The following is a 23,190-nucleotide window of genomic DNA, read 5'->3' as shown; positions in this document are numbered from 1 at the left end:
GGACTACCTCCTTTGCGTCTCTCCCGTAGACTGAACACGCCAGAATTCGGCAGCATGAGACTGGGAGCAACTTCACGTGGCATCACTAATCGAAAAACTTCTCCGCACAGGTGACAAAAAAACCCTGAGGCAGCTGCGGAACTATGCCGATTCCATTAACGCCCTTGAAGACTCATTCAAAACATTTTCCGACGCAGAGCTCCGGGAAGAAACAGATCGGCTCCGGGCGCGCCACCTGGGCGGCGAAAAACTCGATGATCTCCTGCCGGAAGCTTTCGCCGCCGTCCGCGAGGCGTCCTCACGAACCCTTGGCCTGCGCCACTTCGACGTCCAGCTCATGGGTGGTGCTGCACTCCACCTCGGGAACATCGCCGAAATGAAAACCGGTGAAGGAAAGACGCTCGTCGCCACGGCCCCTGCCTACCTCAATGCCCTTGCCGGAAAAGGCGTGCACGTCGTCACGGTTAACGACTACCTGGCCGACTACCAGTCCGAGCTGATGGGCCGCGTCTACCGGTTCCTGGGACTCACCAGTGGCTGCATCCTTTCCAACCAGGACCCGGCCATCCGCCGGCAGCAGTACGCCGCGGACATCACCTACGGAACCAACAACGAATTCGGCTTCGACTACCTGCGCGACAACATGGCCTGGGACAAGTCGGAACTCGTCCAGCGCGGGCACCACTTCGCGATCGTGGACGAGGTCGACTCCATCCTCATTGACGAAGCCCGGACCCCGCTCATCATCTCCGGTCCGGCGCAGGGGGACACCAACCGGTGGTACAGCGAGTTCGCCAAAGTGGTGCTGCGGCTGCAGGCGGAGAAGGACTATGAGGTCGACGAGAAGAAGCGCACCGTCGGCGTCCTCGAAAGCGGCATTGAAAAGGTCGAGGACTACCTGGGCATCCAGAACCTCTACGAATCCGCCAACACCCCGCTGATCGGCTTCCTGAACAACGCCATCAAGGCCAAGGAACTGTTCAAGCGCGACAAGGACTACGTCATCCTTGACGGTGAGGTCCTCATCGTCGATGAGCACACTGGCCGTATCCTCGCAGGCCGGCGGTACAACGAGGGCATGCACCAGGCGATTGAGGCCAAAGAAGGCGTCGAGATCAAGGCCGAAAACCAGACGCTCGCCACCGTTACGCTGCAGAACTACTTCCGCATGTACCAGAAGCTCTCAGGCATGACCGGTACGGCAGAGACGGAAGCCGCTGAGTTCATGAGCACGTACAAGCTCGGAGTCGTTGCCATCCCCACCAACCGGGACATGCAGCGGAACGACCGGCCGGACCTGGTCTACAAGAACGAAACCGTCAAGTTCGATGCCGTGGTCAAGGATATAGCCGAGCGCCACGAACAGGGCCAGCCCATCCTGGTCGGCACCACCAGTGTCGAGAAGAGCGAGTACCTTTCGCGGCTGCTGGCCAAGGAAGGCATCCGGCACGAGGTGCTGAACGCCAAGAACCATGCCCGGGAAGCGGCGATCGTTGCACAGGCCGGCCGCAAGGGCGCCGTGACGGTGGCCACCAACATGGCCGGCCGCGGTACGGACATCATGCTCGGCGGCAACGCCGAATTCACCGCAATCGCGGAACTCTCCAGGAAAGGGCTGGATCCTGAGGAGAACTCCGAAGAGTACGAGGCCGCGTGGCCGCAGGCGCTTGACGCCGCCAAGCAGGCCGTCAAGGAGGAGCACGAGGAAGTGCTGAACCTCGGAGGGCTTTACGTGCTGGGCACCGAGCGGCACGAGTCACGCCGGATCGACAACCAGCTCCGCGGCCGTTCGGGGCGCCAGGGCGACCCCGGCGAATCGCGCTTTTACCTCTCGCTGACTGATGACCTCATGCGGCTGTTCAACTCCGGGGCAGCCGAGCGCCTCATGAACAGCTCGGTACCCGATGACGTGGCCCTCGAATCCAAGCTGGTTTCCCGTGCCATCGCCTCGGCCCAAGGCCAGGTAGAAGGCCGGAACGCTGAACAGCGCAAAAACGTCCTGAAATACGACGACGTTCTCAACCGCCAGCGCGAAGCCATCTACGGCGACCGCCGCCGGATCCTCGAGGGTGACGACCTGCACGAAAAGGTGCAGTTCTTCCTGGAAGACACCATTAATGCGCTCATCGACGAAGCAACCGCCGAGGGCAACGGAGACGACTGGGATTTCGACCAGCTCTGGACGAACCTCAAGACGCTCTACCCCGTTACGGTGACCTCGCACGATGTGATCGATGAGGCAGGCGGAAAATCGCGCATCACGGTCGAGTTCCTGAAGGAAGAGATCCTCTCCGACGCGAAGCTGGTGTACCAGGCCCGCGAGGAGGCAATTGGCTCCGAAAGCATGCGCGAGCTCGAGCGGCGCGTTGTCCTCTCCGTCATTGGGCGGAAGTGGCAGGAACACCTGTATGAGATGGACTATCTCAAGGAGGGCATCGGACTGCGCGCCATGGCTCAGCGTGATCCGCTGGTGGAATACCAGCGCGAAGGCTTCACCATGTTCCAGGCCATGATGGAAGCCATCCGCGAGGAAAGCGTTGGATTCCTGTTCAACCTTGAGGTTGAAGTCACTCCCGCCGAGGACGTGGTGGTGGCCGATGCCGCCGGCGGCCACACCGAACATCACGAGCCCCAGATCCGCGCCGCCGGCCTGGAAGCGCCGGAAAAGCCGGCGCAGCTGCAATACACGGCGCCCGCGGAAGGCGGCGGGACCCAAACCCGCGTCGAAGGCCGGGCCTCAGGACGCTCCGGGAATCCGGCGAAGGCCGCCTCGCAGGCCCGCCGCGACGGCAAGAAGAAGCGCTAAGGGCCGAACGTACTGACGACAAACAGCAAGGGACCCGGGCAACGTGCCGGGTCCCTTGCTGTTTGCGGATCCTTCGCCGCTGGATGCTCACCCGATTTCCAGTGCCGTGACCCGCCAGACCTGTTTGCTGCGTTCGAGCCGGACGGCGACGGCGCGTGCCCTCAGCTCGTCGATGACCACCGCGCTGGCTTCATAGATGTCCGGCGTAATTTCGCAGGCCCGGACCGAGCGGACGGCCGGGTTCCGGTGGAGGCGTCCCAGCTTCCGGGGCGCACGCGCAGCTTCCCGCCGCGTCAGGCAGGCGCGATGCTGGAGCGCCAGCAGGCATCTTTGGTCCAGCCGCCGTGCCAATTGATTGATCGGCCTGGTGCCGGCAAGGACTTCTATGGCTGCCTGGACGGTAGACCTGGTGATGGCACAAATCTCCCGCACCTCTTCACTCGCATCAGGCCCCATCGAAGGGACGGCCTGTGGCGCTGTGGTGCCCGCGCTCCGGATAGTGGTTGCAGCGGTCATGATTCGGTCCTTTGGCTTGAAATGGATTGACGGCACGCCATGGAATGCCAGGCACGATGTAGGGCGGGAGCTGAGAGGCGGTGCGGTGCCCGTCCTGCTCAGGGAGCCCTGAGGATCTGGCCCGGCAGGAGGAGATCTGGACTGCTGCCGATGACCGCGCTGTTGACTGCAAACCAGCGTGGCCATTCCCGGGCTATTTCGACGTCGGTGGCTTCCGGGCCCAGGTGCCTGGCAGCGATCGTCCACAGGGAATCGCCCGATCTGACCACGAGTTCGCGACGGGACGGCAGCTCGTTCGCGGCCCTGGCCGGCGCTGACGTGACGAACCTGGGCGCCGGAACAGGCGGACTGGCCTGCCACTGCGGCCGCACATCAGACGTTCCGGCCACCACCGGGCCCGTGGCGAGGCCTTCCTGTGCCGGCTCCGTGGCTAACGCCAGGCTTACGGGCGACAGGACCGGCTTGTCGGCGCACTGGTCGTGGGTCGGCGCCCATGCAGCAGATAGTGCAACCGTGTGGCTGGGGACGAGTCCCGGTCCCTGCGAAGCATCCGCGTGGGCGAGGGGTGCCGCCACCAGCTGCATCCCCAGCACACCCAGGGCGAGCCGACGCATGAACACCGGGCTGAGGCGCCGGCTGACGGCAGCGGCGCGCCTCCTGCCGGACCGTTCCAGTAGGGCAGCCGCGAAAGCCGCCGCAAGCGAAAGCACCCACCAGGCGACTATGACGAGCCCTGCGGCTGCAGCCACGAAGCCGAGCAGATCCTCGAAGGCGAGGGACTGCCGCCGGGAGGCGGAATGCTGCCACTGCTCCATGAGGCCTGCCCCGGTGAAGGCCAGAAAGCACCCCAGTCCCAAGATGACGAACGCCAAAGCAGCGTCCGAGCCGGCTGGCTTTGAAGTGGAGGGATCCATGCCTCTTATCCTTACTTCTGCTCTGTAATGCCGTTTAGTGCAGTTTGATGCTATTTGATGCGTTTGATGGCCATAAGGTCAGTTTGCGGTACGTTGATCGCTGCTGTCTAGAGCCGACCTGCCTTGATTTGCATTGACCGCTTCCGCCGGCCCGCTTATGGTTGCGCCATGCGATGGAATGCCTTGTTTGATGACCTGGAGGCGCAGTTGGCCGAGGCCGAGGTCCTGGGCCGTGAGTCGGAAGTGTCGGAGCGGGCACGGGCGGAGCTGGCATCCATCGGCATGGCCGATCGGCTCCGTGGATCATTGGGACGGAGCGTCGGCGTTCACCTGGTGTCCGGAACGGACTTCCTGGGGACCTTGAGCCATGCGGGCGCAGAAAGTCTGGTGATCGATGAGGCAGCGCACCAGATTCTGATTCCCTACGCGGCCGTGTCCCATTACAGGGGGATTGGCCGGTATGCCGTGGCCGAGCCATCGGCAGTGCGGAGAAGACTGGGCCTGGCAAACGCCCTTCGGAGCCTCGCGCGGGACAGGGCGCCGCTCACAGTCCTGCTGGCCTCAGGTACGGCCGGCGAGGCGCGGATTTCAGGCGTCATCGATCGCGTGGGGCGGGACTTCCTGGACCTTGCTGTGACGCCTCCTGGTGAAGCCCGCAGGGCGTCGAACGTCGTGGACGTTGCAACCGTTCCCTTTGGGTCTTTGCTTGCACTTCGTTCAATGCGGCCCGGGGAACTGTAGCTTTTTCGGAGGAGCGGGGGATCAGTCCGACTTCGACTTGGACTCTTGGATCATCCGGCTGGCCTCGGCATAACGCTCTTCTATGTACTGTTCGAGCATCTTCTCTTCGACGCGCCATTGACCGCGGCCACCCACCTGGATGGCCTTCAGTTCGCCGCTGCGCACAAGTGCATATGCCGCGGGCGAGTTGATCTGAAGCTGCTCGGCTACATCTGCAAGGGTGAGGAAACGGGGCATAGCTCAATTCTGCCACCTGCGTTTCCCGATGGTGCCGTTATCCACAGTTTGATGATGTTTGGTCCCGTGACTTCCCGATTGGCCAAGGATGCCGTATCAATAATCATGACTGGCGCACCCAAGGCGCCTGACGCTTCAAGGGGGAGCAAGCACGCATGAGTTCCAGCGCCGTGGCCTCAGGGGCCCGTCTCAAAAAGCCTTCGTGGAAGGATCCAAGACTGCTGGTGGGGGTGCTGCTGATCCTCGCGTCGGTGGTGGGGGTGATATCTCTCCTCGGCAGTGCGGACAAGACTACTGAGGTCTTCGTCGCCCGCGAGGCGATTGCCGTTGGAGAGAAGCTCAGCCCGGATAACGTCAGCCGCGTCAAAGTGCGGCTGGGGGAAGTGGAGTCCCACTACATCACGGCGGAGTCCGGCATGCCGGACGGTTTGGTGGCTGTCCAGCGGATCGGAAAAGACCAGCTGCTGCCCCGGGAAAGCCTGGGCGCTGTGGACGTGCTGGACAGGAAGCCGGTCGCCGTCACCGTGCAGGAAGCGCTGCCGGAACAGGCTGTGGCCGGCACCCGTGTTGACGTATGGGTGTCGATGCCCGACGCGCGAAACGGTTTCGCCCAGCCCAAGCTCCTTCTCCCTGGCGCGGAAATTGCCCAGGTCTCACCCGGTTCGACCGCTCTGGGATCCTCGAAATCCACTGTCCTGATGGTTCTGGTGGGCGACGAGCACATGCCTTCCCTCCTCGGAGCGCAGGCAAATGATGCCAAGATTTCCGTGGTGTGGAATCCTGGCGGGGCCCCGAAATGAGTATTCCAGTGGTCACCGTCGGACAAGCCCAGGAGGATCTGGTCGGCGGCCTGGAGAGGCTTCATGGGCCCGTCACTGTCGTGCGGAGATGTGCCGAGTTGGCGGAGTTGCTGGCCGCCTGCCAAAGCGGACTCGCCCGCGCAGCCGTCGTGTCCCAGGGGAGCGAGGAATTGACAGCATCCCTCGTCGACCGGCTCGGCGCGGTGGGTGTCGCTGTCATCGCATTGACGGACAGCGAGGGAGAGTCTTCCCGGCTGCGCGGCATTGGCGTGTCCGCGGTCATTTCGACCGTGGAATCCGCAGCATTGGCCGAGCGCATCTCTGAGGCAGTTGCCCAGTTCTCAGCGCGGGGGATCCTTGCCAAGGAGCCAGGGGAGCCGGGTGTCGCTGAGGCAAGCCCTGTCCCGCAGCCGGGAGCCGACGACGCCGGCGGCCCCCGGGCCGAGGCCGGCACAGGAAAGATCATCGCGGTGTGGGGTCCTGCCGGGTCACCCGGACGGACCCTGCTGGCTGTGAACATTGCCGGCGAACTGGCTGCAGAAGGAAAATGCGTCCTGCTGGTTGACGCCGATAGCTACGGGGCGAGCATTGGCGCGGTTCTGGGACTCCTGGACGAAGCCGCCGGCCTGGCGCAGGCCTGCCGCCTTGCCGACCAGGGGCTCCTCGACACGGCATCGCTGCTTCGGGTGGCAGTGCCTGTTTCCACGAAATCAGGGACCCTCCGCGTCCTGACCGGCATAACGCGGGCAGACCGTTGGACTGAACTTCGGGCCGCCGCGCTCGCGCTTGTGCTCGAACGGGCCAAGGAGGTTGCAGACGTTGTGGTCGTTGACACGGGATTTTGCCTTGAGGCCGACGAAGAGCTCAGCTTTGACACCATGGCGCCACGCCGCAACGCCGCAACGCTCAGGAGCCTGGAACTGGCTGACACCGTCCTTGCCGTCGGCTCCGCGGACTCCATCGGAGTTCCGCGGCTGGTCCGCGGCCTCGCCGAACTGGATGCCGCGGTGCCGGGCATACGGCCGGAGGTGGTGATGAACAAAGTGCGCGCCGCAGCGGTGGGCCGCTCACCTGAACGGCAACTCCGCGAGGCCTGGGACCGCTATGGCCCGGCAACAGGCATCAAAGCGTTCCTTCCGTCCGATCCGGAGGCGGCTGACACGGCACTGCTGTCGGGGTCGTTGCTGCTGGAGGCGGCTCCGAATTCACGCCTCCGGTCCGGCATTGCCGCTTTGGTTTGTGCACCTGCCCAGCAAAAGCGGCGATCCTCTGTCTTTACTTCCACAGCAAAGCGTTCGCTGAGGGGCTAGGCTCACGATTAGGGCTGCAACGGTGCGGCCATGAACTTGTGATGGAGGCGTTTATCAATGTCGTCTGGGTCCAGCGTGGAGGATCAGTCCCGTCCGATTGAAGCCGAAGAGGGCTTCTTCGCGGATTACTATGAGCACCTCGCGGAGGAGGATGTTCGTGCCTATCCAAAGGATGTCCTGAGTCAGCGGGCTGAGACGCATAAGAAGGTCGCGGGGAGCCGCGAGCCGGGCACCGCCAACATCTCAATTGTTGATGAAGCGGACCGGAGCGTCGTGTACATCGTCACGGATGACATGCCCTTCCTGGTGGATTCCGTGAACGCAGAGCTGGTCCGCCAGAATTCGGCCATCCAGCTCGTCATCCACCCCATGTTCGTCGTCACACGCAACCGCCAGACCCATGAACTCGTCAAGGTGAGCAGGGTTCCGTCCAGCGTCGGGATTTCCAGCGGTGACACGGCTGCACTACCCAGTCTGTCCCACCTGATCGCCCAAGGTGACAACACCACCCACATGGAATCGTGGATCGCCGTGGAGATTGGCCGCGCCAGCGAGGAAGTAAAGCCGCGCCTGGCTGAAGGCCTGGAACGGGTATTGGGAGACGTCCGGGCAGCCGTTGAGGACTGGCCGAAAATGCGCAACAAGGCGAGGCAGATAGCCGAATCCCTCGACAGGGTTGCCCATCCCTCCCAAATCGCCGAGTTGCGACAGGCCCAGGACCTGCTTCGATGGCTGGACGAAGGCAACTTCACCTTCCTCGGCTACCGCGAGTACGACCTCATCAATGAGGCAGGAGAAGATGTCCTGGAACTCCGGGAGGACAGCGGTCTCGGGTTGCTGCGGGCCCACCGTGACACACCCCATGTCCAGCACCTGACGGACGCCGGCAGGCGGAAGGCGCGCGAGAAAAAGGCCCTGGTCATCACCAAGGCCAACTCGCGCTCGACTGTGCACCGTCCGGCCTACCTCGACTACATCGGTGTGAAGAGCTTTGATGCGGCAGGCAACGTCAACGGCGAACAGCGCTTCATCGGCCTTTTTGCGACCAGCGCCTACACCGGGTCAGTCCGGAACATCCCCATCGTCCGGGAAAAGGTGGAAGCCGTCCTCCGGGGCGCCGGGTTCCCGCCCGACTCCCACTCGGGCAAGGACCTGCTCGGCATCCTGGAAACGTACCCCCGGGACGAGCTCTTCCAGATCGAAATCCCCGACCTCGCCGCGACGGCCACCGGCATCCAAAGGCTGCAGGAACGCCGCCGCACCCGGCTGTTTTTGCGTCCCGACATCTACGGGCGGTTCATGTCCGCCGTGGTGTACCTGCCACGCGACCGGTACACCACCAACGTCCGGCTTCGGATCGAACAGGAACTGCGCGAGACTTTCCACGCCCAGTCCATCGACTACGAGGCGAGGATGACGGAGTCCGCCCTGGCCCGGCTCTTCTTCCGGATCCGGCTGCCCAAGGGCGCCGACGTCAGCGATGCCAACACCGAGGATCTGGAGAAGCGGCTCGTCCGGGCAGCGCGGTCCTGGGGCGAGGGCATCAGCGAGGTCCTGCGCGACCGGAGCAACGGCGAAGGATCCAAAGAACTCGCCGATCTCTGGGCTGAGGCCTTTCCCGCGACGTACCGGGTGGACTACGAGGTTGAAGACGCCCTGGAGGACATCGAAAGGTTTGAAAAGTACGGGGCCGCGGCAGAGAGGAGCGTCGGAGCGAAGCAGGAGCGCCCCGGCGTGCATGTCTACCTCCCGGAAGGTGCAGGGGCAACACTCGAAGAGGATGCGCGGGTCAAGCTCTACATGCTCGAACCCAAGAGCCTCAGCCAGATCCTTCCCTACTTCCACAACCTCGGGCTGGAGGTCCTGGACGAGCGGCCCTTCGAAATCGAAACGGCCGACAGCCGCGACTTTTTCCTGTACGACCTCGGGCTGAAATTCCCGGCCGGGGTGGACCCGCTGTCCACCGGCCAGCTGCTCGCTGATTCCTTCGGGGCTGCAGTCACCGGTGCCGCGGAATCGGACAGTTTCGACCGCCTGGTGCTGCGCGAAGGCATGAACTGGCGCCAGGTCGTTGTGCTGCGGGCCTATGCCAAATACATGCGCCAGATGGGCAATACAAACTCCTTCGAATTCCTGGCTGACACCCTGCTGGCCAACCCGGAGGTCACCAAAGGGCTCAGTGCGCTGTTCGAAGCCCGGTTCGATCCTGCTCTGACCGAGCTGGAACGGGAGGAACGGCAGGAAAAGGTTCGCGCCGAGCTGGCCGCGTCCATTGAAAGTGTCGCGACGCTCGACGCCGACCGCGCCCTCCGGACCTTCACCAATCTGATCGAAGCAACCCTGCGCACAAACTTCTACCAGGAAAAGCCCTACCTGAGCTTCAAACTGAACCCCGCAGGCATCGATGGCCTGCCCTTCCCGCGGCCGCAGTTCGAAATCTGGGTCTACTCTCCGCGGGTTGAGGGCGTCCACCTGCGGTTCGGCAAGGTCGCCCGCGGCGGTCTTCGCTGGTCCGACCGGCGGGAAGACTTCCGCACGGAGATCCTGGGGCTGGTCAAGGCCCAGACAGTCAAGAATGCGGTGATTGTCCCCACCGGCGCCAAGGGCGGTTTCTTCGCCAAACGGCTGCCCGATCCGGCGGCCGACCGGGCCGCGTGGATGGCGGAGGGCGTCGAAAGCTACAAGACGTTTATCCGTGGACTGCTCGATCTCACCGACAACCTCGTGACCGGCCCTGACGGTGAGCGGCTCGTTGCGCCCGAAAATGTTGTCAGGCACGACGACGACGACTCGTACCTTGTCGTGGCGGCGGACAAGGGCACTGCGACGTTTTCCGACATCGCAAACGCGCTTGCGGCCGACTACGGCTTCTGGCTGGGTGACGCCTTCGCCTCTGGCGGGTCCGTGGGGTATGACCACAAGGCCATGGGCATCACGGCCAGGGGTGCGTGGGAGTCGGTCAAGCGCCACTTCAGCGAACTGGACCTCGACACACAGTCGGAACCGTTCTCCGTCGTCGGCGTCGGCGATATGTCCGGTGATGTCTTCGGAAACGGGATGCTGCTGTCAAAGCACATCCGGCTGCTGGCTGCCTTCGACCACCGCCACATTTTCCTGGACCCCAACCCCGACGAGGCAAAGTCCTACGCAGAGCGCCAGCGGCTTTTCGAGCTGCCGCGGTCGTCGTGGGACGACTACGACAAGGGGCTCATCAGTGAAGGCGGCGGGGTCTACCCGCGGCAGGCCAAGTCCATTCCAGTGTCTCCCCAGGTGCGGGCGGCGCTCGGTCTGCCTGAGGAAACCACCCAGCTGAGCCCGCCCGAGCTGCTGCGGGCCATCCTCCTCGCGCCGGCAGACCTGCTGTACAACGGAGGCATCGGCACGTATGTGAAGGCGAGCACCGAGACCCACGCGATGGTGGGGGACAAGGCCAATGACGCCATCCGTGTTGACGGGCGCGACCTTCGCGTGAAAGTGGTGGGCGAGGGCGGCAACCTGGGCATGACGCAGCGGGGCCGCATCGAGGCTGCGCTGCAGGGCGTCATCCTTAATACGGACGCCATCGACAACTCAGCTGGCGTCGACTGCTCGGACCACGAGGTCAACATCAAGATTTTCGTGGACCGCATGGTCGCGGCGGGGAAGCTTGATCCGGAAGAGCGGGCAGAGTTCCTGTCATCGATGACCGACGAAGTGGGCCGGCTTGTCCTGGAAGACAACATCGACCAGAACATACTGCTGCTCAACGACCGTCAACGTGTGGCCGAATGGAGCCCAAGCTACGAACGGCTGATGGACTGGCTGGAAAAGTCCGCGGACCTGAACCGAGACCTGGAAGCGCTGCCCTCAACCACCGTCCTCCACGAACGGCTCGAGCAGGGGCAGGGGCTGACCTCACCCGAGCTGTCAGTGCTGGCCGCCTACGCCAAGATCGAACTGGCCACGGCCCTGCGCGACAGCGACCTCGCTGATGATCCCTGGTTCCGTCAGACTCTGCGGGGATACTTCCCGAAGCAGCTGCGGGAACGGTTCGATGCCGAACTGGACACGCACCCGCTGCGCCGCGAAATCATCGCCACAATTGTCGCCAACGACATGATCAACATGGGCGGGATCACCTTCACCTTCCGGACCATGGAAGAAACTTCCGCAAGCGAAGTGGCGGTGGCGAAGGCGTTCGTGGCGCTCCGCGAGGTTTACGGGCTGGACAACATGGTGTCCGAACTCAATGACCTTCCGGCGTCATTCCCCACGGAACACTGGAGCACGGTTCACCTCGACATCAGGCGGCTGTTGGACCGGGCGGTGCGCTGGGTCCTCGGACAGGGCAACGCGTCGCGGCCCATCGCGGACATCGTCGCAGAATTCAAGCCGCTGATGGATCCCATGCGTGCCCGGCTTCTGGACTACCTGCGCGGGGACGACCGCGAGCGGGTGGCGGAGTGGCTTGAAAAGGCACGGTCCTGGGGGCTGCCTGACGACATTGCCCACCGCTGGGCTGAGCTGTTTGAGAGCTTCGTCCTGCTGGACATCGCCAAGATCACGCACACCCGTGCGGAGCCGGTGGGCGAAATCGCCCACGTCTACTACACGGTGTTCAACCGCTTCCATGCGGACTCCCTGCTCGAACGGATCAGTTCGCTGCCCCGCCAGGACAGGTGGCAGGCGCTCGCTCGCGCCGCGTTGCGGGACGACCTTTACTCGACCGTTTCGGACATGACGACGGCGGTGCTGGAGTCGACTGACGCAGGGGCGCCGGCAGAGGACCGGCTCAAGGCCTGGGAGGCGCTCAACGCCGAGCAATTGGGACGTGCGAAGAGCATGTTCGATGAGGTCAACGCCCTCGAAGCGGACGACATGGCCTCGCTGTCGGTAGCATTGAGGCTCTTGAGGTCAATCGTCCGACGCTAGGACTTCGGTCCGGCGTCGAAAACTGGAGGTGCAGTGGCAATCTTTACGGACCCCATCAGGGAACATGCTGATTTTGGGCCGGGGGATGCCGAGTGGCTGCACCTCCTGGTGGGTGACTGGCAGATGGTGGCCGATCTCGCCTTTGCCGACCTCGCCCTCTGGTTTCCGCACCCGGACTATGGCTACGTGGCACTTGCACACGTGCGGCCCTCCACGACGCATACGGTATTCCATGCCGACTTCGTCGGGGAGGGCATCCGGTCCGACCTTCAGCTCCTCGTGGACAAGGCGTGGGCCAGCCGCACGATCGAGCGCTCCAGTGAAACCAACTGGAGCAGTGACATGGCGTTGCGGGTGGAAGCCGTGCCCATGGTCAGGAACGGCCGAACCCTTGCCGTGGTCACGTCCCATATGGACCTCTCAAGTTCGCGCATGCCGTCCCGGCTGGAGCTGACGTACCGCCAGTGCGCCTACGACCTGCTGCGCATGGGCACCCTGGGCCTCTGGCCCGACTTTGCCTCGCCTACGGGCTCCCGCCGCGGGGCGCCGCGTGTGGGCGACGGACTGATCCGGCTCGACGCCGAGGGGATCGTGCAGTACGCGAGCCCGAACGGGGTCTCCGCGTTCCGGAGGCTGGGTGACGGCGAGTCGCTGGAGGGGCGTTCCCTCGCGGAAGTCACGGCCGGCCTGCTCAGGGACCGCCGCATGGTCGATGAAACGCTGCCCCTGGTTGTCACCGGCCGCATGCCGTGGCGCAGCGAGATCGAGTCCCGGGGCGTCAGCCTGTCACTCCGGGCGATTCCACTCCGCGACGAGCAGCAGCGGTTCGGGGCGCTGGTGCTGTGCCGCGATGTGTCGGAGCTGCGACGCCGGGAAATGGAGCTCGTCACCAAAGACGCCACCATCCGTGAAATCCATCACCGGGTCAAGAACAATCTCCAGACGGTGGCCGCTCTGCTGAGGATGCAGTCCCGCCGCATGGTCAGCGACGAAGCGAAACAAGGACTGGAACAAGCCATGCGGCGTGTTGCCACGATTGCCCTGGTCCACGAGACGCTTTCGCAGGGGCTCACCCAGAGCGTCGATTTTGACGAGCTGATCGGACGGCAGTTCCGGCTTTCGGCCGAGGTTGCCTCACCGTCCCAGCAGGTGAAGACCCAGAGGTCGGGGCAGTTTGGAGAGCTTCCCAGCGACTTTGCCACCCCGCTGGCGCTGGTGATCAACGAACTGGTGACGAACGCCGTCGAGCACGGGCTGGAAGGGAGAACCGGAACGGTTTGGCTGCTGGCCGACAGGTCCGAGGCCGAGGATGGCGCTGAACTGCTCACGGTGACGGTGGCGGACGACGGCGTGGGACTGCCGGACACTCCACACGTCGAGGGCCTCGGACTCCAGATCGTCCGGACCCTGGTCACGAGCGAACTGGGCGGGACCATCCAGTGGAAGCCCCGGGAGGGCGGCGGAACGGCGGTCCAGATCGTGTTGAGCCTCGCGAACCGCTAATGCGGGCGGGCCGTGCGACGCGCCGAAGCCATGGATAACAGCAAAGGCCGCGGACCCTGGGTCCGCGGCCTTTTGCCGAAACTGGTGAAGGGGCGCTAGGAGGCCCGGCGGGCGCGGGCCGCCCGGCGCTTGAGCGCACGGCGCTCGTCTTCGCTCATGCCGCCCCAGACGCCGGCATCCTGGCCGGACTCCAGCGCCCACTGCAAGCACGTGTCGACGACGGGGCACCGACGGCAGACGCTCTTGGCTTCCTCGATCTGAAGAAGGGCTGGGCCCGTGTTTCCAACCGGGAAGAAAAGCTCCGGGTCCTTGTCGAGGCACGCTGCGCGGTTACGCCAATCCATGCTGATCAGTCACTCCATTCCTGGTAAGTCAATCGCCTCTTGTGAAAATATTCACTAGGGCCTACATAGGAAAGGGGCCCTGAGGGGCCCCCTTGGTCATCTGGATCAAGCGTTTCATGTTAACGCTGTGTAAACAAGGGGTAGTGGTCCACGAAATGCGTCCGAAACGTGAGCGATGCATCACACCGGGCAACCGCCCCCCACCGTGTGTCGACTATGTCCGGTAGGGTGCCAGTGTGTCAAGACCCCCAGCAAGCCCCTCCGACCCGTCCCCCGAGCCTGGTGACGGCGGCGGCTTCCAACATCCGAGCACGCCGGAGACGTCATCATCCCCCGGCGGGCGACCCCGTGCAATCGCTGCAATCTCGGCTATTGTCGCGGCCGAGGCCACTGCACTGCTGGCCGCTGCCGGTTGGTACGGCCTCCAGCTGGTGACCGGCGCCCCTGTCCTGTCCTTCTGGGGCGCGGTCTTTACCCTTGCTTTACTGCTGGCATTCGCGTCGTGGCTGTATGCGGTTGCCGTCTTCCTGTTCCGGGGCTTCCGCTGGCCACGGGCAGGTGCCCTGGTGGCGCAACTGTTCGTGCTCACCATTGGGTTCCCGACGCTGACCGGCGGCTATCCGCTGGCGGGCCTGGCCATGCTTCTTCCCGCCGCGGTAGCCATCGTGCTGCTGTTCGATAAGCGCGTTATCCGGTTCGCCTCCCGAGCGGCCGGCTCGCCTCCTGCGCTCTGATCACTGACCGGCCGGGTCGGGCTGCGGAGCGTCGGTGCCCATCACTGGACCGGCCAGCTGGACCGGCACTGACGCGCCGTCCGAAAGAAGGACGGCGCGTCCCGGAGGCGGATTCGGTTCCAGCTCGAACCTCACTCCGAAGAGGTCTCCGTCCATCGGACTCCTTGGAGCAATGAGTATCCCGGTGCCGCAACTGCGGGCAGCCATGGTCAGGGGCACCCGCTGCACCAGAGTCTGGCTAAAGCCCGCGGACACGATGACGGCCCATCCGAGGGCATTGATGTCCAGCAAAAGCTTGTTAACGGAAGCGGGCAGCACATCCGCGTCGTCCACGAGCAGCACACCATGCCGGGCCAGGCGCCCCGCGAGTGCTTCGCGGTGTATTTCCGCCCAGTATTCTGCAGGGCTGATCTCGGCATGGGGACGAAGCCAGGCTGCCGCTGAATGATTAACGACGGGAATAGCGTCGAGCAACGCGCTTTTTCCCGAGCCGGCGCCTCCCAGGATTGCAAGGACGCCCCCTGACGGGAGGCGCACAGCAACTGGCCGAAGATCATCGCCACCCACACCGATGAAGAGTTGCCGGGCCCGGCTGGAACTTTGCTGGGAGCTTTCCGCGCTTTGCGCGCTTTGGCGGTGACTGGACGACTCCGGGGCCGCCGGGCCGTGCCCGTGGCGGATCAGCGCGAGCAGGTTTTCTACCGGAAGGCGGGAAGGCAGTGCCTCCACCCTGAAAGGCGGGGCCTGCGGGCTGGGCGGCATCTCGGAGCGGTGGCGCACCAGTCCGTCGTGGGCATGGAACTGGCACGCCGCGGGGTGGCCGCCGGATATCGATCCGAAGGCCACCGCACGTCCGGGGACATCCTGGACCTCAGGCATTTTGGGCCATGTCAAGCGGCTCTCATCGCTGGCACCGCGGGGAAAATAGACCCGGCTTGGTATGGCGGACAGAAACCGCGACATGGCCAGTTCGCGCTCACCCGACATGACCACGGTGATACCGGCACGGCACCCGTCGCGAACGATGTCCTGCACCAGGTCTTCAGCCCATATCAAGGGGCAAGCCCGCAGGGCGGAGACCCAGGATCCCCACCCGGAGACCGCCAGGACCAGGGGAGTGGCCTGGGCCGCTCCGGCACCGCTCAGCCGCTGGGACATCTCCTGACGAAGCCGTTCCAGCACCCGTACTCCCCGGCGCAATTCGTGCAGTCCGACCACTGCGCCGGTCCGGGCCGACGCCTTCATTCCGGACAGCGAACCGTCGGCATCCAGGACGTAGAGATGGGACTCATCCGGATGCACCGCCAGCTGGTGCAGAACCAGCGACATGGCGCGGGCTGCATCACCGGCTGTGCCGCCCACCAGCGCAAGATGTCCATCGCTGGCAGGGCTCCACAAGAGCCGGATGACCTCCTGGCGGCGGGGCAAATCCAGCCAGCCGAGCTCCACGCAGCAGCCTTCGCCTGGAGGGGAACCGGTGCCGGACTGTGCGGCCATGCTGGGAAAGGTCGGAGCGACCGGCAGCGGCGGGGCGACAGGGCTTCTGACGGCGGGGCCACCCTGTGCTGCCCACAACGACGCCGCCGTGCCGACCAGCGGACCGGCCGCTGCGGCCGGCGTGGGCGGGGCGGAGGGGGCGTCGCCGTCCACCACCGGGGCCGCGGCTATCCGGAGGGCCTCCGTCGTGGGGCGAACGATGGCCATGCCGTGCCCGGGCTCCGCGGCCGTGACGGAGAGGGACGCCGCCTGGAATTCCTCGGGTTCTTGTGTTCCCCGCGCAAGATAGGCCCGCCCCGGCGTCTCAACCCTGATCGCGGCCGCAGCGTTGGTGCCGATGATGTCGGCCGATTCATGGGCGGACTGGACCCGCAGGGCGATGCTGGTGGTGACGTTGGCCCGGATATCGGCGTTGAGTGCCCCCTGCGGACGCTGCGTCGCCATGATCAGGTGGATTCCCAGCGAGCGGCCGATGGTGGCAATTCTCATCAGTTCGTTCAAGGATGCGGGGGCGTCGTCCACCAGCATCCGGAACTCATCGATGATGAGGATCAGCTGCGGGAGAGGAGACGACTCATGGGCCCTGAACAGGCGGTAGGCTGCGAGGTCGGGCGCCTGGGCCTCTGCGAGGAGTTGCTCCCGGCGCCGGACTTCCGCCCGCAGTGACGCCATGGTCCGGTCAAGTTCGCTCCTGGAGAGGTCGGTCAGCATCCCCACGCAGTGGGGGAGCGGCGTCAGCGGGCCCAGCCCCGACCCGCCCTTGAAATCGAAGAACAGGACGTTAACACGGTCTGGAGGAAAGCTGAGCGCCAGGGCCACGGTCAGGCTTCGCAGGAGCTCCGACTTCCCGGAGCCCGTGGTGCCGGCAATGAGGATGTGCGGACCGTCAGCCTCAATGTCGAGGATGCGCGGACCATCTGCACCCAGTCCAATAGGGATGGCCAGTCCGGGGGCAAGCCTTCTCTCGGACCACCTGAGGTCTGTAGCCTCTGCTGACAGATCAAGAATGTCACTGAGCGGGCAAGCGGCGGGTACGGAGCGTCCCGCAGCCGTGGATCCCCTTTGGCTGAACTGCCGGCAGTACCGGTCAAAGACGTCATGGGGTACGAGGTCGGCCGTGAAGCGTTGGCTGGTGCCGGCGGAGCGTAGTACGGCCCGGTGCCCGGCAAGCTCAATATCCGTCCCAGGCGGCCCGTGGCCGTCCGGGCTGGTTGAACCGGCCGAAGCCGCCGAACCGCAATCCGTGAACCTCATGACCCGCCACCGGTGCCGCCGTGCCGTTTCGACCACGTGGCCCGGCCAGCCCGTCCCCGCACGGGCCGCCAGCAGGAGGACTCCGGCGGGGCCTCCGTCTGGGCTGCAGGCGAAGATACTCTCAACGTCGCCGGAAGCAGCATGCAGCGTGACGTTGGGAAGGTATCTCGCAGTCAGCGGCAGCGATGAGACAGGTCCGCAGACAGCAACCCGTGTTCCCCGGGCCATTGGATATCCCGTGAGCTGCATGAGAAATGAGCGCATCAATCCGGACACCTCAGGGTCAGGCCCGCGCACAGTGACATCGGGAATTTGCGGGTCCAGCAGCAGCGGCACCGACCCAAGCGGCGGCGGCCGAAACTCCGCATCCGGCGGGTCCACCCTGACGTTCGCGTCCTGCTCTGCCAAGCCGAGGCGGAGCCAGACTCCGGAGGCATCCGGCGGGGTTTCGGCGGTCATCACCGCCCCCGCGGCGTTCAAGGCCAGCTGTGCGGCTGACGGCGCGGACCGCCGTCGTCGTTCCCGGTCTTTGGCCGCGGCCTCGGCAACCGCTGATCGCACGCCGCGCCGCTGCCGCCGGCCCGTCAATAACGGCACCAGGAGCATCACCACCGAGACTGCCGTGAACGCCAGAAACATCCACATTCCGGTTAGCAGAGCCAGCCCAACACCGACAGCAACCGGAAGCGCAGCGCTGAGAAACAGCATTCCCCGGTTTTCCTGCCCCGGCGGCCGCGGTACCGTCAACGGCTCGGCCACCGACTGACCGGCGGAGTCAAGGCCTGCGTTCGGGGAGCCTGGCGGTGCGGCCACCACAACGGACAGCGTGGAACGCCCGCAGCGGATGAGGGAGCTTGTGGAGATGGCAGCATTCCGGACGAATCTACCGTCCACTTCCGTGCCGTTGACGCTGTCGAGATCCTCAATGATCAAGGCCGTTTCCGACACCTCGATCCGTGCGTGTCCGCGGGACAGGTCCACGTCAGGAATGGTCAGTTGAGCGTTGGTGCGTCCGATCAGATAGCTCCCGCGGCGCAGCGGCAGCACCGTTCCGGCGGCAGGGCCGCTGTGCACAGCCAGCAGCAATGCAGCGGGGGCATCGCGTGCAGGCCGGTCCCGGCGCCCTCCCGGGTGTTGCCCGCCGTCCACGATGACAGCGCCGGTGACCAGAGGGGCCTGACCTATGGTCAAGGAAGAAATCGGCAGGCCATTGAGGGTCAGCCGCCGGGTCTGAAAGCACCGGGAGAGCTCCCGGTCGAGCGCTGCCCCGGACGATCCGTCGGCGACCGACGCGGTCAGTTCCAGCGGCCCGGCGGCCACTGCGGAGCCGGGGCCGCGAACCAGGGTGAAGTGCAGATCCACCTGCCGGGCCTCCGTTCTTGAGGGCAACTTCCGGAACCACGCTAACGCCGGCGCCGCCGTAGGTGTGCCCGCGCAGGGGCCTATGTGGATAACCGGGCGGGCTGCCGCCAAACGGGCGAGCGACCAGACTCAGGTAGGCTAGAGCAGCAGGCAATGCACAACATTGGCCTGCCCGAATTCGAACCAGGAGATTTAGTGACTGCTGACCTCGTCATCGTAGGATCAGGTTTTTTTGGCCTGACAATCGCAGAACAGGCCGCCACTGAGCTGGGCTTGAAGGTCGTCGTCCTCGACCGCCGCCACCACATCGGCGGAAACGCCTACAGCGAAAAAGAAGAACAGACGGGAATCGAGGTCCACCGTTACGGTGCGCATCTCTTCCACACCTCCAACGAGCGGGTCTGGGATTATGTGAACCGCTTCACGACGTTCACGAACTACGTCCACAAGGTCTATGGCGTTCACAAGGGCGAGGTCTTTTCGCTGCCCATTAACCTGGCCACGATCAACCAGTTCTTCCGCGCCAACCTCACCCCGGGGCAGGCAAAGGCCCTCATCCAGGAGCAGGCCGGCGAACTGGCCGGAACGGATCCGCAGAACCTGAACGACAAGGGCATCCAGCTCATCGGGCGGCCGCTCTACGAAGCGTTTATCAAGCACTACACGGGGAAGCAGTGGCAGACGGATCCCAAGGATCTCCCTGCCGGCATTATTTCCCGGCTTCCCGTCCGCTACAACTACGACAACCGCTACTTCAACGACAAGTATGAAGGCCTTCCGACCAACGGTTACACGGCGTGGATTGAGAAGATGGCGGAGCACCCGAACATCGAAGTCCGGCTGAACACCGACTTCTTCGACGACTCCCACGAGTACAGCAAGGACAAGGTCGTCGGCAACATCCCGGTCATTTACACGGGGCCCGTGGACCGCTACTTCGACTTTGCCGAGGGCGACCTGTCCTGGCGGACCATCGACTTCGAAGAGGAAGTCCTCGACGTCGGCGACTTCCAGGGGACCTCTGTGGTCAACTACAACGACGATGACGTTGCCTTCACCCGTATCATCGAACCGCGGCACTTTCACCCGGAGCGGGATTACCAGAACGAAAAGACGGTCGTCATGCGGGAATTCTCCCGCGCCGCGGAGAAGGGCGACGAGCCCTACTACCCGATCAATACCGCTGCGGACCGGGAGCGGCTGCTGAAGTACCGCGACCTGGCGGCGGCCGAGAAGGATGTCCTGTTCGGTGGACGCCTCGGCACCTACAAGTACCTCGACATGCACATGGCCATCGGATCGGCCCTGACGATGTTCGACAACAAGATCCGTCCGCATTTTGAAAGCGGAGCAACACTTGAAAGCGGAGGTGTGGACGCATGAGCACAGCTACCAAGACCGAGGACTTGCACGTGAGCGAAGAAGGCCAGCCCTGGCGGGTCCTGCAGCGGGTTATCCTGCCGAGCCAAAGCCAGATGGACACCGTGCCCCTGTACCTTGACACGGGGACGGCCACCGGCGTGCAGCTGCCGACGTCGAACCTTGAGGCAAACAGCAGGACCCTGACCCAGACCGTAAGCGCTCCGAGCAAGGAAGCGCATGTGGAGGACTTCCTGACGCGTCATTCGACGTCGGTCCGTCCCGGTGAGCGCGTCTCGTTCGGTACCTACTTCAACGCGTTTGCCGCCAGTTACTGGCGCCGCTGGACGACCGTTAATAGTGTCCGGCTGTCGGTGTCCACTTCTGGTTCCGGCTCCGTTATCGTCTACAAGTCGAACGCCCGCGGTGCGCTCCAGCGCGTTGATTCCCGGAACGTCGACGGCGGCTCGGTAAGCACGTTTGACCTCACCCTCGCCCCGTTTGGCGACGGCGGCTGGTACTGGTTCGATCTCGTGGCAGGTTCCGAGCCTCTCGTGCTCCGGAATGCCGAGTGGCTGACGGAGGGCGACGACAGCCAGCAGGGCAGCGTGACGCTGCAGATCACAACCCTCAACAAGACCGAATTCTGCATCAACAACCTCAAACTGCTGGCCGAGAACCCGGATGCCCTGGAGCACATCAAGGAACTCGTGGTTGTCGACCAGGGGACGCAGAAAGTGTCCGATGCCGACGGTTTCGCCGAAGTGTCTGCGGCGCTGGGCGGCAAGCTGCGGATCATCAACCAGGACAACCTGGGCGGTTCCGGCGGCTTCGCCCGCGGCATGTACGAGGCAGTCGAGAACGGCAGCGACTACGTGCTGCTGATGGATGACGACGTCGTGGTGGAGCCCGAGAGTATCTCGAGGATGCTCACGTTTGGAGACCTGTGCAAGACGCCGACCATCGTCGGCGGCCACATGTTCGACCTGTACAACCGCACGGTGCTCCACACCTTCGGTGAGGTTGTGAACCCCTGGCGCTTCCTCTGGGAACAGTCCCGTGAGGACATGCTGCTTGGCCACGACTTCCAGTCGACGAACCTGCGCCAGACCAGCTGGCTCCACCGCCGGGCCGACGTTGACTTCAACGGCTGGTGGATGTCACTGATCCCCACGCGAATCATCCGTGACATCGGCCTTGCGCTTCCGGTATTTATCAAGTGGGATGACGCCGAGTATTCCCTCCGGGCCAAAGAACATGGCTACCCGACGGTTTCCATGCCCGGTGCGGCGGTGTGGCATGTTTCCTGGATCGACAAGGACGATCTCGTGGGGTGGCAGGCTTACTTCCACGCCCGCAACAGGTTCATTGCGGCGCTGATCCACAGCCCCTACGAGTTTGGCGGCCGGATCGTCCGCGAGTCGCACTACGCAGACATCAAGCACCTGGTGTCCATGCAGTACGCCACCGCGCGGGGACGCAACATGGCGCTGCGGGACCTCCTCCAGGGACCCGGGCAGCTGCATGACCAATTGGACACGAAACTGCCTGAAATCCGGGACATGATGAAGAGCTACCCGGACTCGGTGATCGCGACTGATCCGGACACGTTCCCGGCCGCGAAGCTGGACAAGCCCCCGAAGCACGGGCACGGTGTCCGCGAGCCGAACAAGCTCGGTCTGATCCCCATCGCGGCGAAGACCGTGCTGCGCCAGCTGGTGCAGCCCGTTTCGCCGTCGAGCAGGGTCCGGCCCCAGGCGAATGTGGCTCACCAGGACAACCGCTGGTGGCGCATGTCCCAGTATGATTCCGCCGTGGTCACGAACGCCGAGGGCACTGGCTCTGCATGGTACAAACGTGACCCGAAGCAGCTCCGGTCCATGCTCGCTGAGAGTGCACGCCTGCACTCGTTGCTGCTGAAGGATTGGAAGAAGCTCAGTGCGGAGTACAAGGCTGCGCTGCCGGAGATTACTTCCATCGACACGTGGAAGAAGACCTTTGACGCACATAGCGACCGTGTAGATGAGCGTTAGCACGGAGGAGCTGGCCCGCCCCGGAGTCGGCGGCGGGCTCGCCGAGGTCTTCCGCACGAGGTTCCTGCTCAAGCTGCTGGTCCGCAAAGAGCTGAAGGTCAGGTACAGGGGTTCCGTGCTGGGGCTGCTGTGGTCGTATGTGAAGCCCGGTGTGCAGTTCATTGTGTTCTACATTGCGCTCGGTGTGTTCCTGGGCCTGGAGAACAGTCCCCGGAACCCGGGCGGCCTTCCCAATTATGCGATCTACCTGTTCTCCGGAATCGTGCTGATCAACTTTTTCAACGAGGCACTGGGGAACGCTTCCCGCTCCATCGTGAACAACGGGGGGCTCATCAAGAAGATCTATCTTCCGCGGGAGCTGTTCCCGGTGGCCTCGGTATGGGTCTCTGCGGTGCATTTCTTTCCGCAGCTCGTCATCCTCGTCGGTGCGTGCCTTTACGCGGGATGGCACCCGTCATTCCTGCAGTTGGCCGCGGCCTTGGGCGGGTTCGCGATAGTCGGCTTGCTGGCGACAGGCCTCGGCCTGCTCTTCGGCGCAGTCAACGTCTACTTCCGGGACTCGGAGAACTTCGTCGACATGCTGCTCATGGTGGCGACCTGGGCTTCGCCCGTGATGTACGCCTGGACCATGGTTGCGGACAAACTGGGTGAATTCTGGTTCACCGTTTACCAGTTCAACCCCATTACGGTGGGCGTGGAATCGTTCCACTATGCGTTTTGGCTCCCGACGACGGACGGCAGCGCTCCGTTACCCCCGAACCTGCTCTCTGTCTGGATGCCAGTGGCGCTGCTCGTCTCTGCCGGCATCCTGCTCATCGGGCAGCTGACTTTCCGACGGCTTGAGGGCCGTTTTGCACAGGAGCTCTAAC

At 64.2% G+C, this 23,190-nt stretch carries 15 protein-coding genes; 10 read left to right on the top strand and 5 right to left on the bottom strand.

The features are described 5' to 3' along the window. Positions 1-76: 76 nt before the first annotated feature. Positions 77-2,806 (top strand): preprotein translocase subunit SecA, encoded by a 2,730-nt coding sequence (secA, locus tag JYA52_RS21290; protein WP_205655377.1) that lies wholly within the window; start codon positions 77-79, stop codon positions 2,804-2,806. Between the two features lie 87 nt (positions 2,807-2,893). On the opposite strand, the gene JYA52_RS21285 is transcribed toward secA, so the two are convergent. Continuing rightward, positions 2,894-3,322: an Rv3235 family protein gene (locus tag JYA52_RS21285; protein WP_240460650.1), complete on the bottom strand. Its 429-nt coding sequence runs from the start codon at positions 3,320-3,322 to the stop codon at positions 2,894-2,896. Positions 3,323-3,420: 98 nt separating this feature from the next. Beyond that, entirely contained in the window at positions 3,421-4,236 is an 816-nt protein-coding gene (locus JYA52_RS21280) for a LysM peptidoglycan-binding domain-containing protein (RefSeq protein WP_205655376.1), read from the bottom strand. A gap of 168 nt (positions 4,237-4,404) precedes the next feature. Between JYA52_RS21280 and JYA52_RS21275 the strand changes: the two genes are divergently transcribed. After that, positions 4,405-4,977, top strand: a complete 573-nt coding sequence (locus tag JYA52_RS21275; RefSeq protein ID WP_205655375.1) for a hypothetical protein — start codon at positions 4,405-4,407, stop codon at positions 4,975-4,977. 21 nt (positions 4,978-4,998) lie between these two features. On the opposite strand, the gene JYA52_RS21270 is transcribed toward JYA52_RS21275, so the two are convergent. Next, positions 4,999-5,214: a helix-turn-helix domain-containing protein gene (locus tag JYA52_RS21270; protein ID WP_205655374.1), complete on the bottom strand. Its 216-nt coding sequence runs from the start codon at positions 5,212-5,214 to the stop codon at positions 4,999-5,001. Positions 5,215-5,369: 155 nt separating this feature from the next. Here JYA52_RS21270 and JYA52_RS21265 point away from each other — a divergent pair, with 155 nt between their 5' ends. From JYA52_RS21265 to JYA52_RS21250, 4 genes are read left to right on the top strand one after another with little or no spacing between them, the layout of a single operon-like run. After that, on the top strand, positions 5,370-6,014 hold the full coding sequence (locus JYA52_RS21265) for an SAF domain-containing protein (RefSeq protein ID WP_205655373.1): 645 nt from the start codon (positions 5,370-5,372) through the stop codon (positions 6,012-6,014). Then, positions 6,011-7,324 carry a CpaE/TadZ family protein gene (locus JYA52_RS21260; RefSeq protein WP_205655372.1) on the top strand — a complete coding sequence of 438 codons (1,314 nt, stop codon included), beginning with the start codon at positions 6,011-6,013 and terminating at the stop codon, positions 7,322-7,324. Before JYA52_RS21265 ends, JYA52_RS21260 begins: the two co-directional genes overlap by 4 nt. A gap of 57 nt (positions 7,325-7,381) precedes the next feature. After that, the gene (locus JYA52_RS21255; RefSeq protein ID WP_205655371.1) at positions 7,382-12,235 is read left to right on the top strand and encodes an NAD-glutamate dehydrogenase; all 4,854 of its coding nucleotides are present in this window, start codon (positions 7,382-7,384) and stop codon (positions 12,233-12,235) included. A 33-nt stretch (positions 12,236-12,268) separates the two neighbouring features. After that, a complete protein-coding gene (locus JYA52_RS21250; RefSeq protein WP_205655370.1) occupies positions 12,269-13,738 on the top strand; it encodes a sensor histidine kinase in 1,470 nt (489 codons plus the stop codon). A gap of 95 nt (positions 13,739-13,833) precedes the next feature. Here the strand turns inward: JYA52_RS21250 and JYA52_RS21245 are convergent, their stop codons facing one another. Beyond that, positions 13,834-14,082 carry a WhiB family transcriptional regulator gene (locus JYA52_RS21245; RefSeq protein ID WP_003804966.1) on the bottom strand — a complete coding sequence of 83 codons (249 nt, stop codon included), beginning with the start codon at positions 14,080-14,082 and terminating at the stop codon, positions 13,834-13,836. 362 nt (positions 14,083-14,444) lie between these two features. Between JYA52_RS21245 and JYA52_RS21240 the strand changes: the two genes are divergently transcribed. Then, positions 14,445-14,816 carry a hypothetical protein gene (locus JYA52_RS21240; RefSeq protein WP_372433968.1) on the top strand — a complete coding sequence of 124 codons (372 nt, stop codon included), beginning with the start codon at positions 14,445-14,447 and terminating at the stop codon, positions 14,814-14,816. Here JYA52_RS21240 and JYA52_RS21235 read toward each other — a convergent pair whose 3' ends face one another. Then, positions 14,817-18,929, bottom strand: a complete 4,113-nt coding sequence (locus JYA52_RS21235) for an FtsK/SpoIIIE domain-containing protein (RefSeq protein ID WP_205655369.1) — start codon at positions 18,927-18,929, stop codon at positions 14,817-14,819. Between the two features lie 195 nt (positions 18,930-19,124). Here JYA52_RS21235 and glf point away from each other — a divergent pair, with 195 nt between their 5' ends. From glf to JYA52_RS21220, 3 genes are read left to right on the top strand one after another with little or no spacing between them, the layout of a single operon-like run. Next, complete coding sequence (glf, locus tag JYA52_RS21230) at positions 19,125-20,312, top strand: UDP-galactopyranose mutase (protein ID WP_205655368.1); 1,188 nt, start codon at positions 19,125-19,127, stop codon at positions 20,310-20,312. After that, positions 20,309-22,321, top strand: coding sequence for a glycosyltransferase (locus JYA52_RS21225; protein ID WP_205655367.1), 2,013 nt, complete (start codon positions 20,309-20,311; stop codon positions 22,319-22,321). The genes glf and JYA52_RS21225 overlap by 4 nt, the downstream gene beginning before the upstream one ends. Next, positions 22,311-23,189 carry an ABC transporter permease gene (locus JYA52_RS21220; RefSeq protein WP_205655366.1) on the top strand — a complete coding sequence of 293 codons (879 nt, stop codon included), beginning with the start codon at positions 22,311-22,313 and terminating at the stop codon, positions 23,187-23,189. The genes JYA52_RS21225 and JYA52_RS21220 overlap by 11 nt, the downstream gene beginning before the upstream one ends. Position 23,190 lies beyond the last annotated feature (1 nt).

It is taken from the genome of Arthrobacter pascens, from assembly GCF_017052465.1.
Classification (GTDB): domain Bacteria; phylum Actinomycetota; class Actinomycetes; order Actinomycetales; family Micrococcaceae; genus Arthrobacter; species Arthrobacter pascens.
This window is presented reverse-complemented; position numbering and strand designations above follow the sequence as displayed.

Coding starts and splice junctions, on each gene's coding strand:
- JYA52_RS21275 (WP_205655375.1), top strand. CDS start 4,405: ATGCGATGGAATGCCTTGTTTGATGACCTGGAGGCGCAGTTGGCCGAG.
- JYA52_RS21260 (WP_205655372.1), top strand. CDS start 6,011: ATGAGTATTCCAGTGGTCACCGTCGGACAAGCCCAGGAGGATCTGGTC.
- JYA52_RS21220 (WP_205655366.1), top strand. CDS start 22,311: ATGAGCGTTAGCACGGAGGAGCTGGCCCGCCCCGGAGTCGGCGGCGGG.
- JYA52_RS21225 (WP_205655367.1), top strand. CDS start 20,309: ATGAGCACAGCTACCAAGACCGAGGACTTGCACGTGAGCGAAGAAGGC.
- JYA52_RS21270 (WP_205655374.1), bottom strand. CDS start 5,214: ATGCCCCGTTTCCTCACCCTTGCAGATGTAGCCGAGCAGCTTCAGATC.
- JYA52_RS21280 (WP_205655376.1), bottom strand. CDS start 4,236: ATGGATCCCTCCACTTCAAAGCCAGCCGGCTCGGACGCTGCTTTGGCG.
- JYA52_RS21265 (WP_205655373.1), top strand. CDS start 5,370: ATGAGTTCCAGCGCCGTGGCCTCAGGGGCCCGTCTCAAAAAGCCTTCG.
- JYA52_RS21285 (WP_240460650.1), bottom strand. CDS start 3,322: ATGACCGCTGCAACCACTATCCGGAGCGCGGGCACCACAGCGCCACAG.
- JYA52_RS21245 (WP_003804966.1), bottom strand. CDS start 14,082: ATGGATTGGCGTAACCGCGCAGCGTGCCTCGACAAGGACCCGGAGCTT.
- JYA52_RS21255 (WP_205655371.1), top strand. CDS start 7,382: ATGTCGTCTGGGTCCAGCGTGGAGGATCAGTCCCGTCCGATTGAAGCC.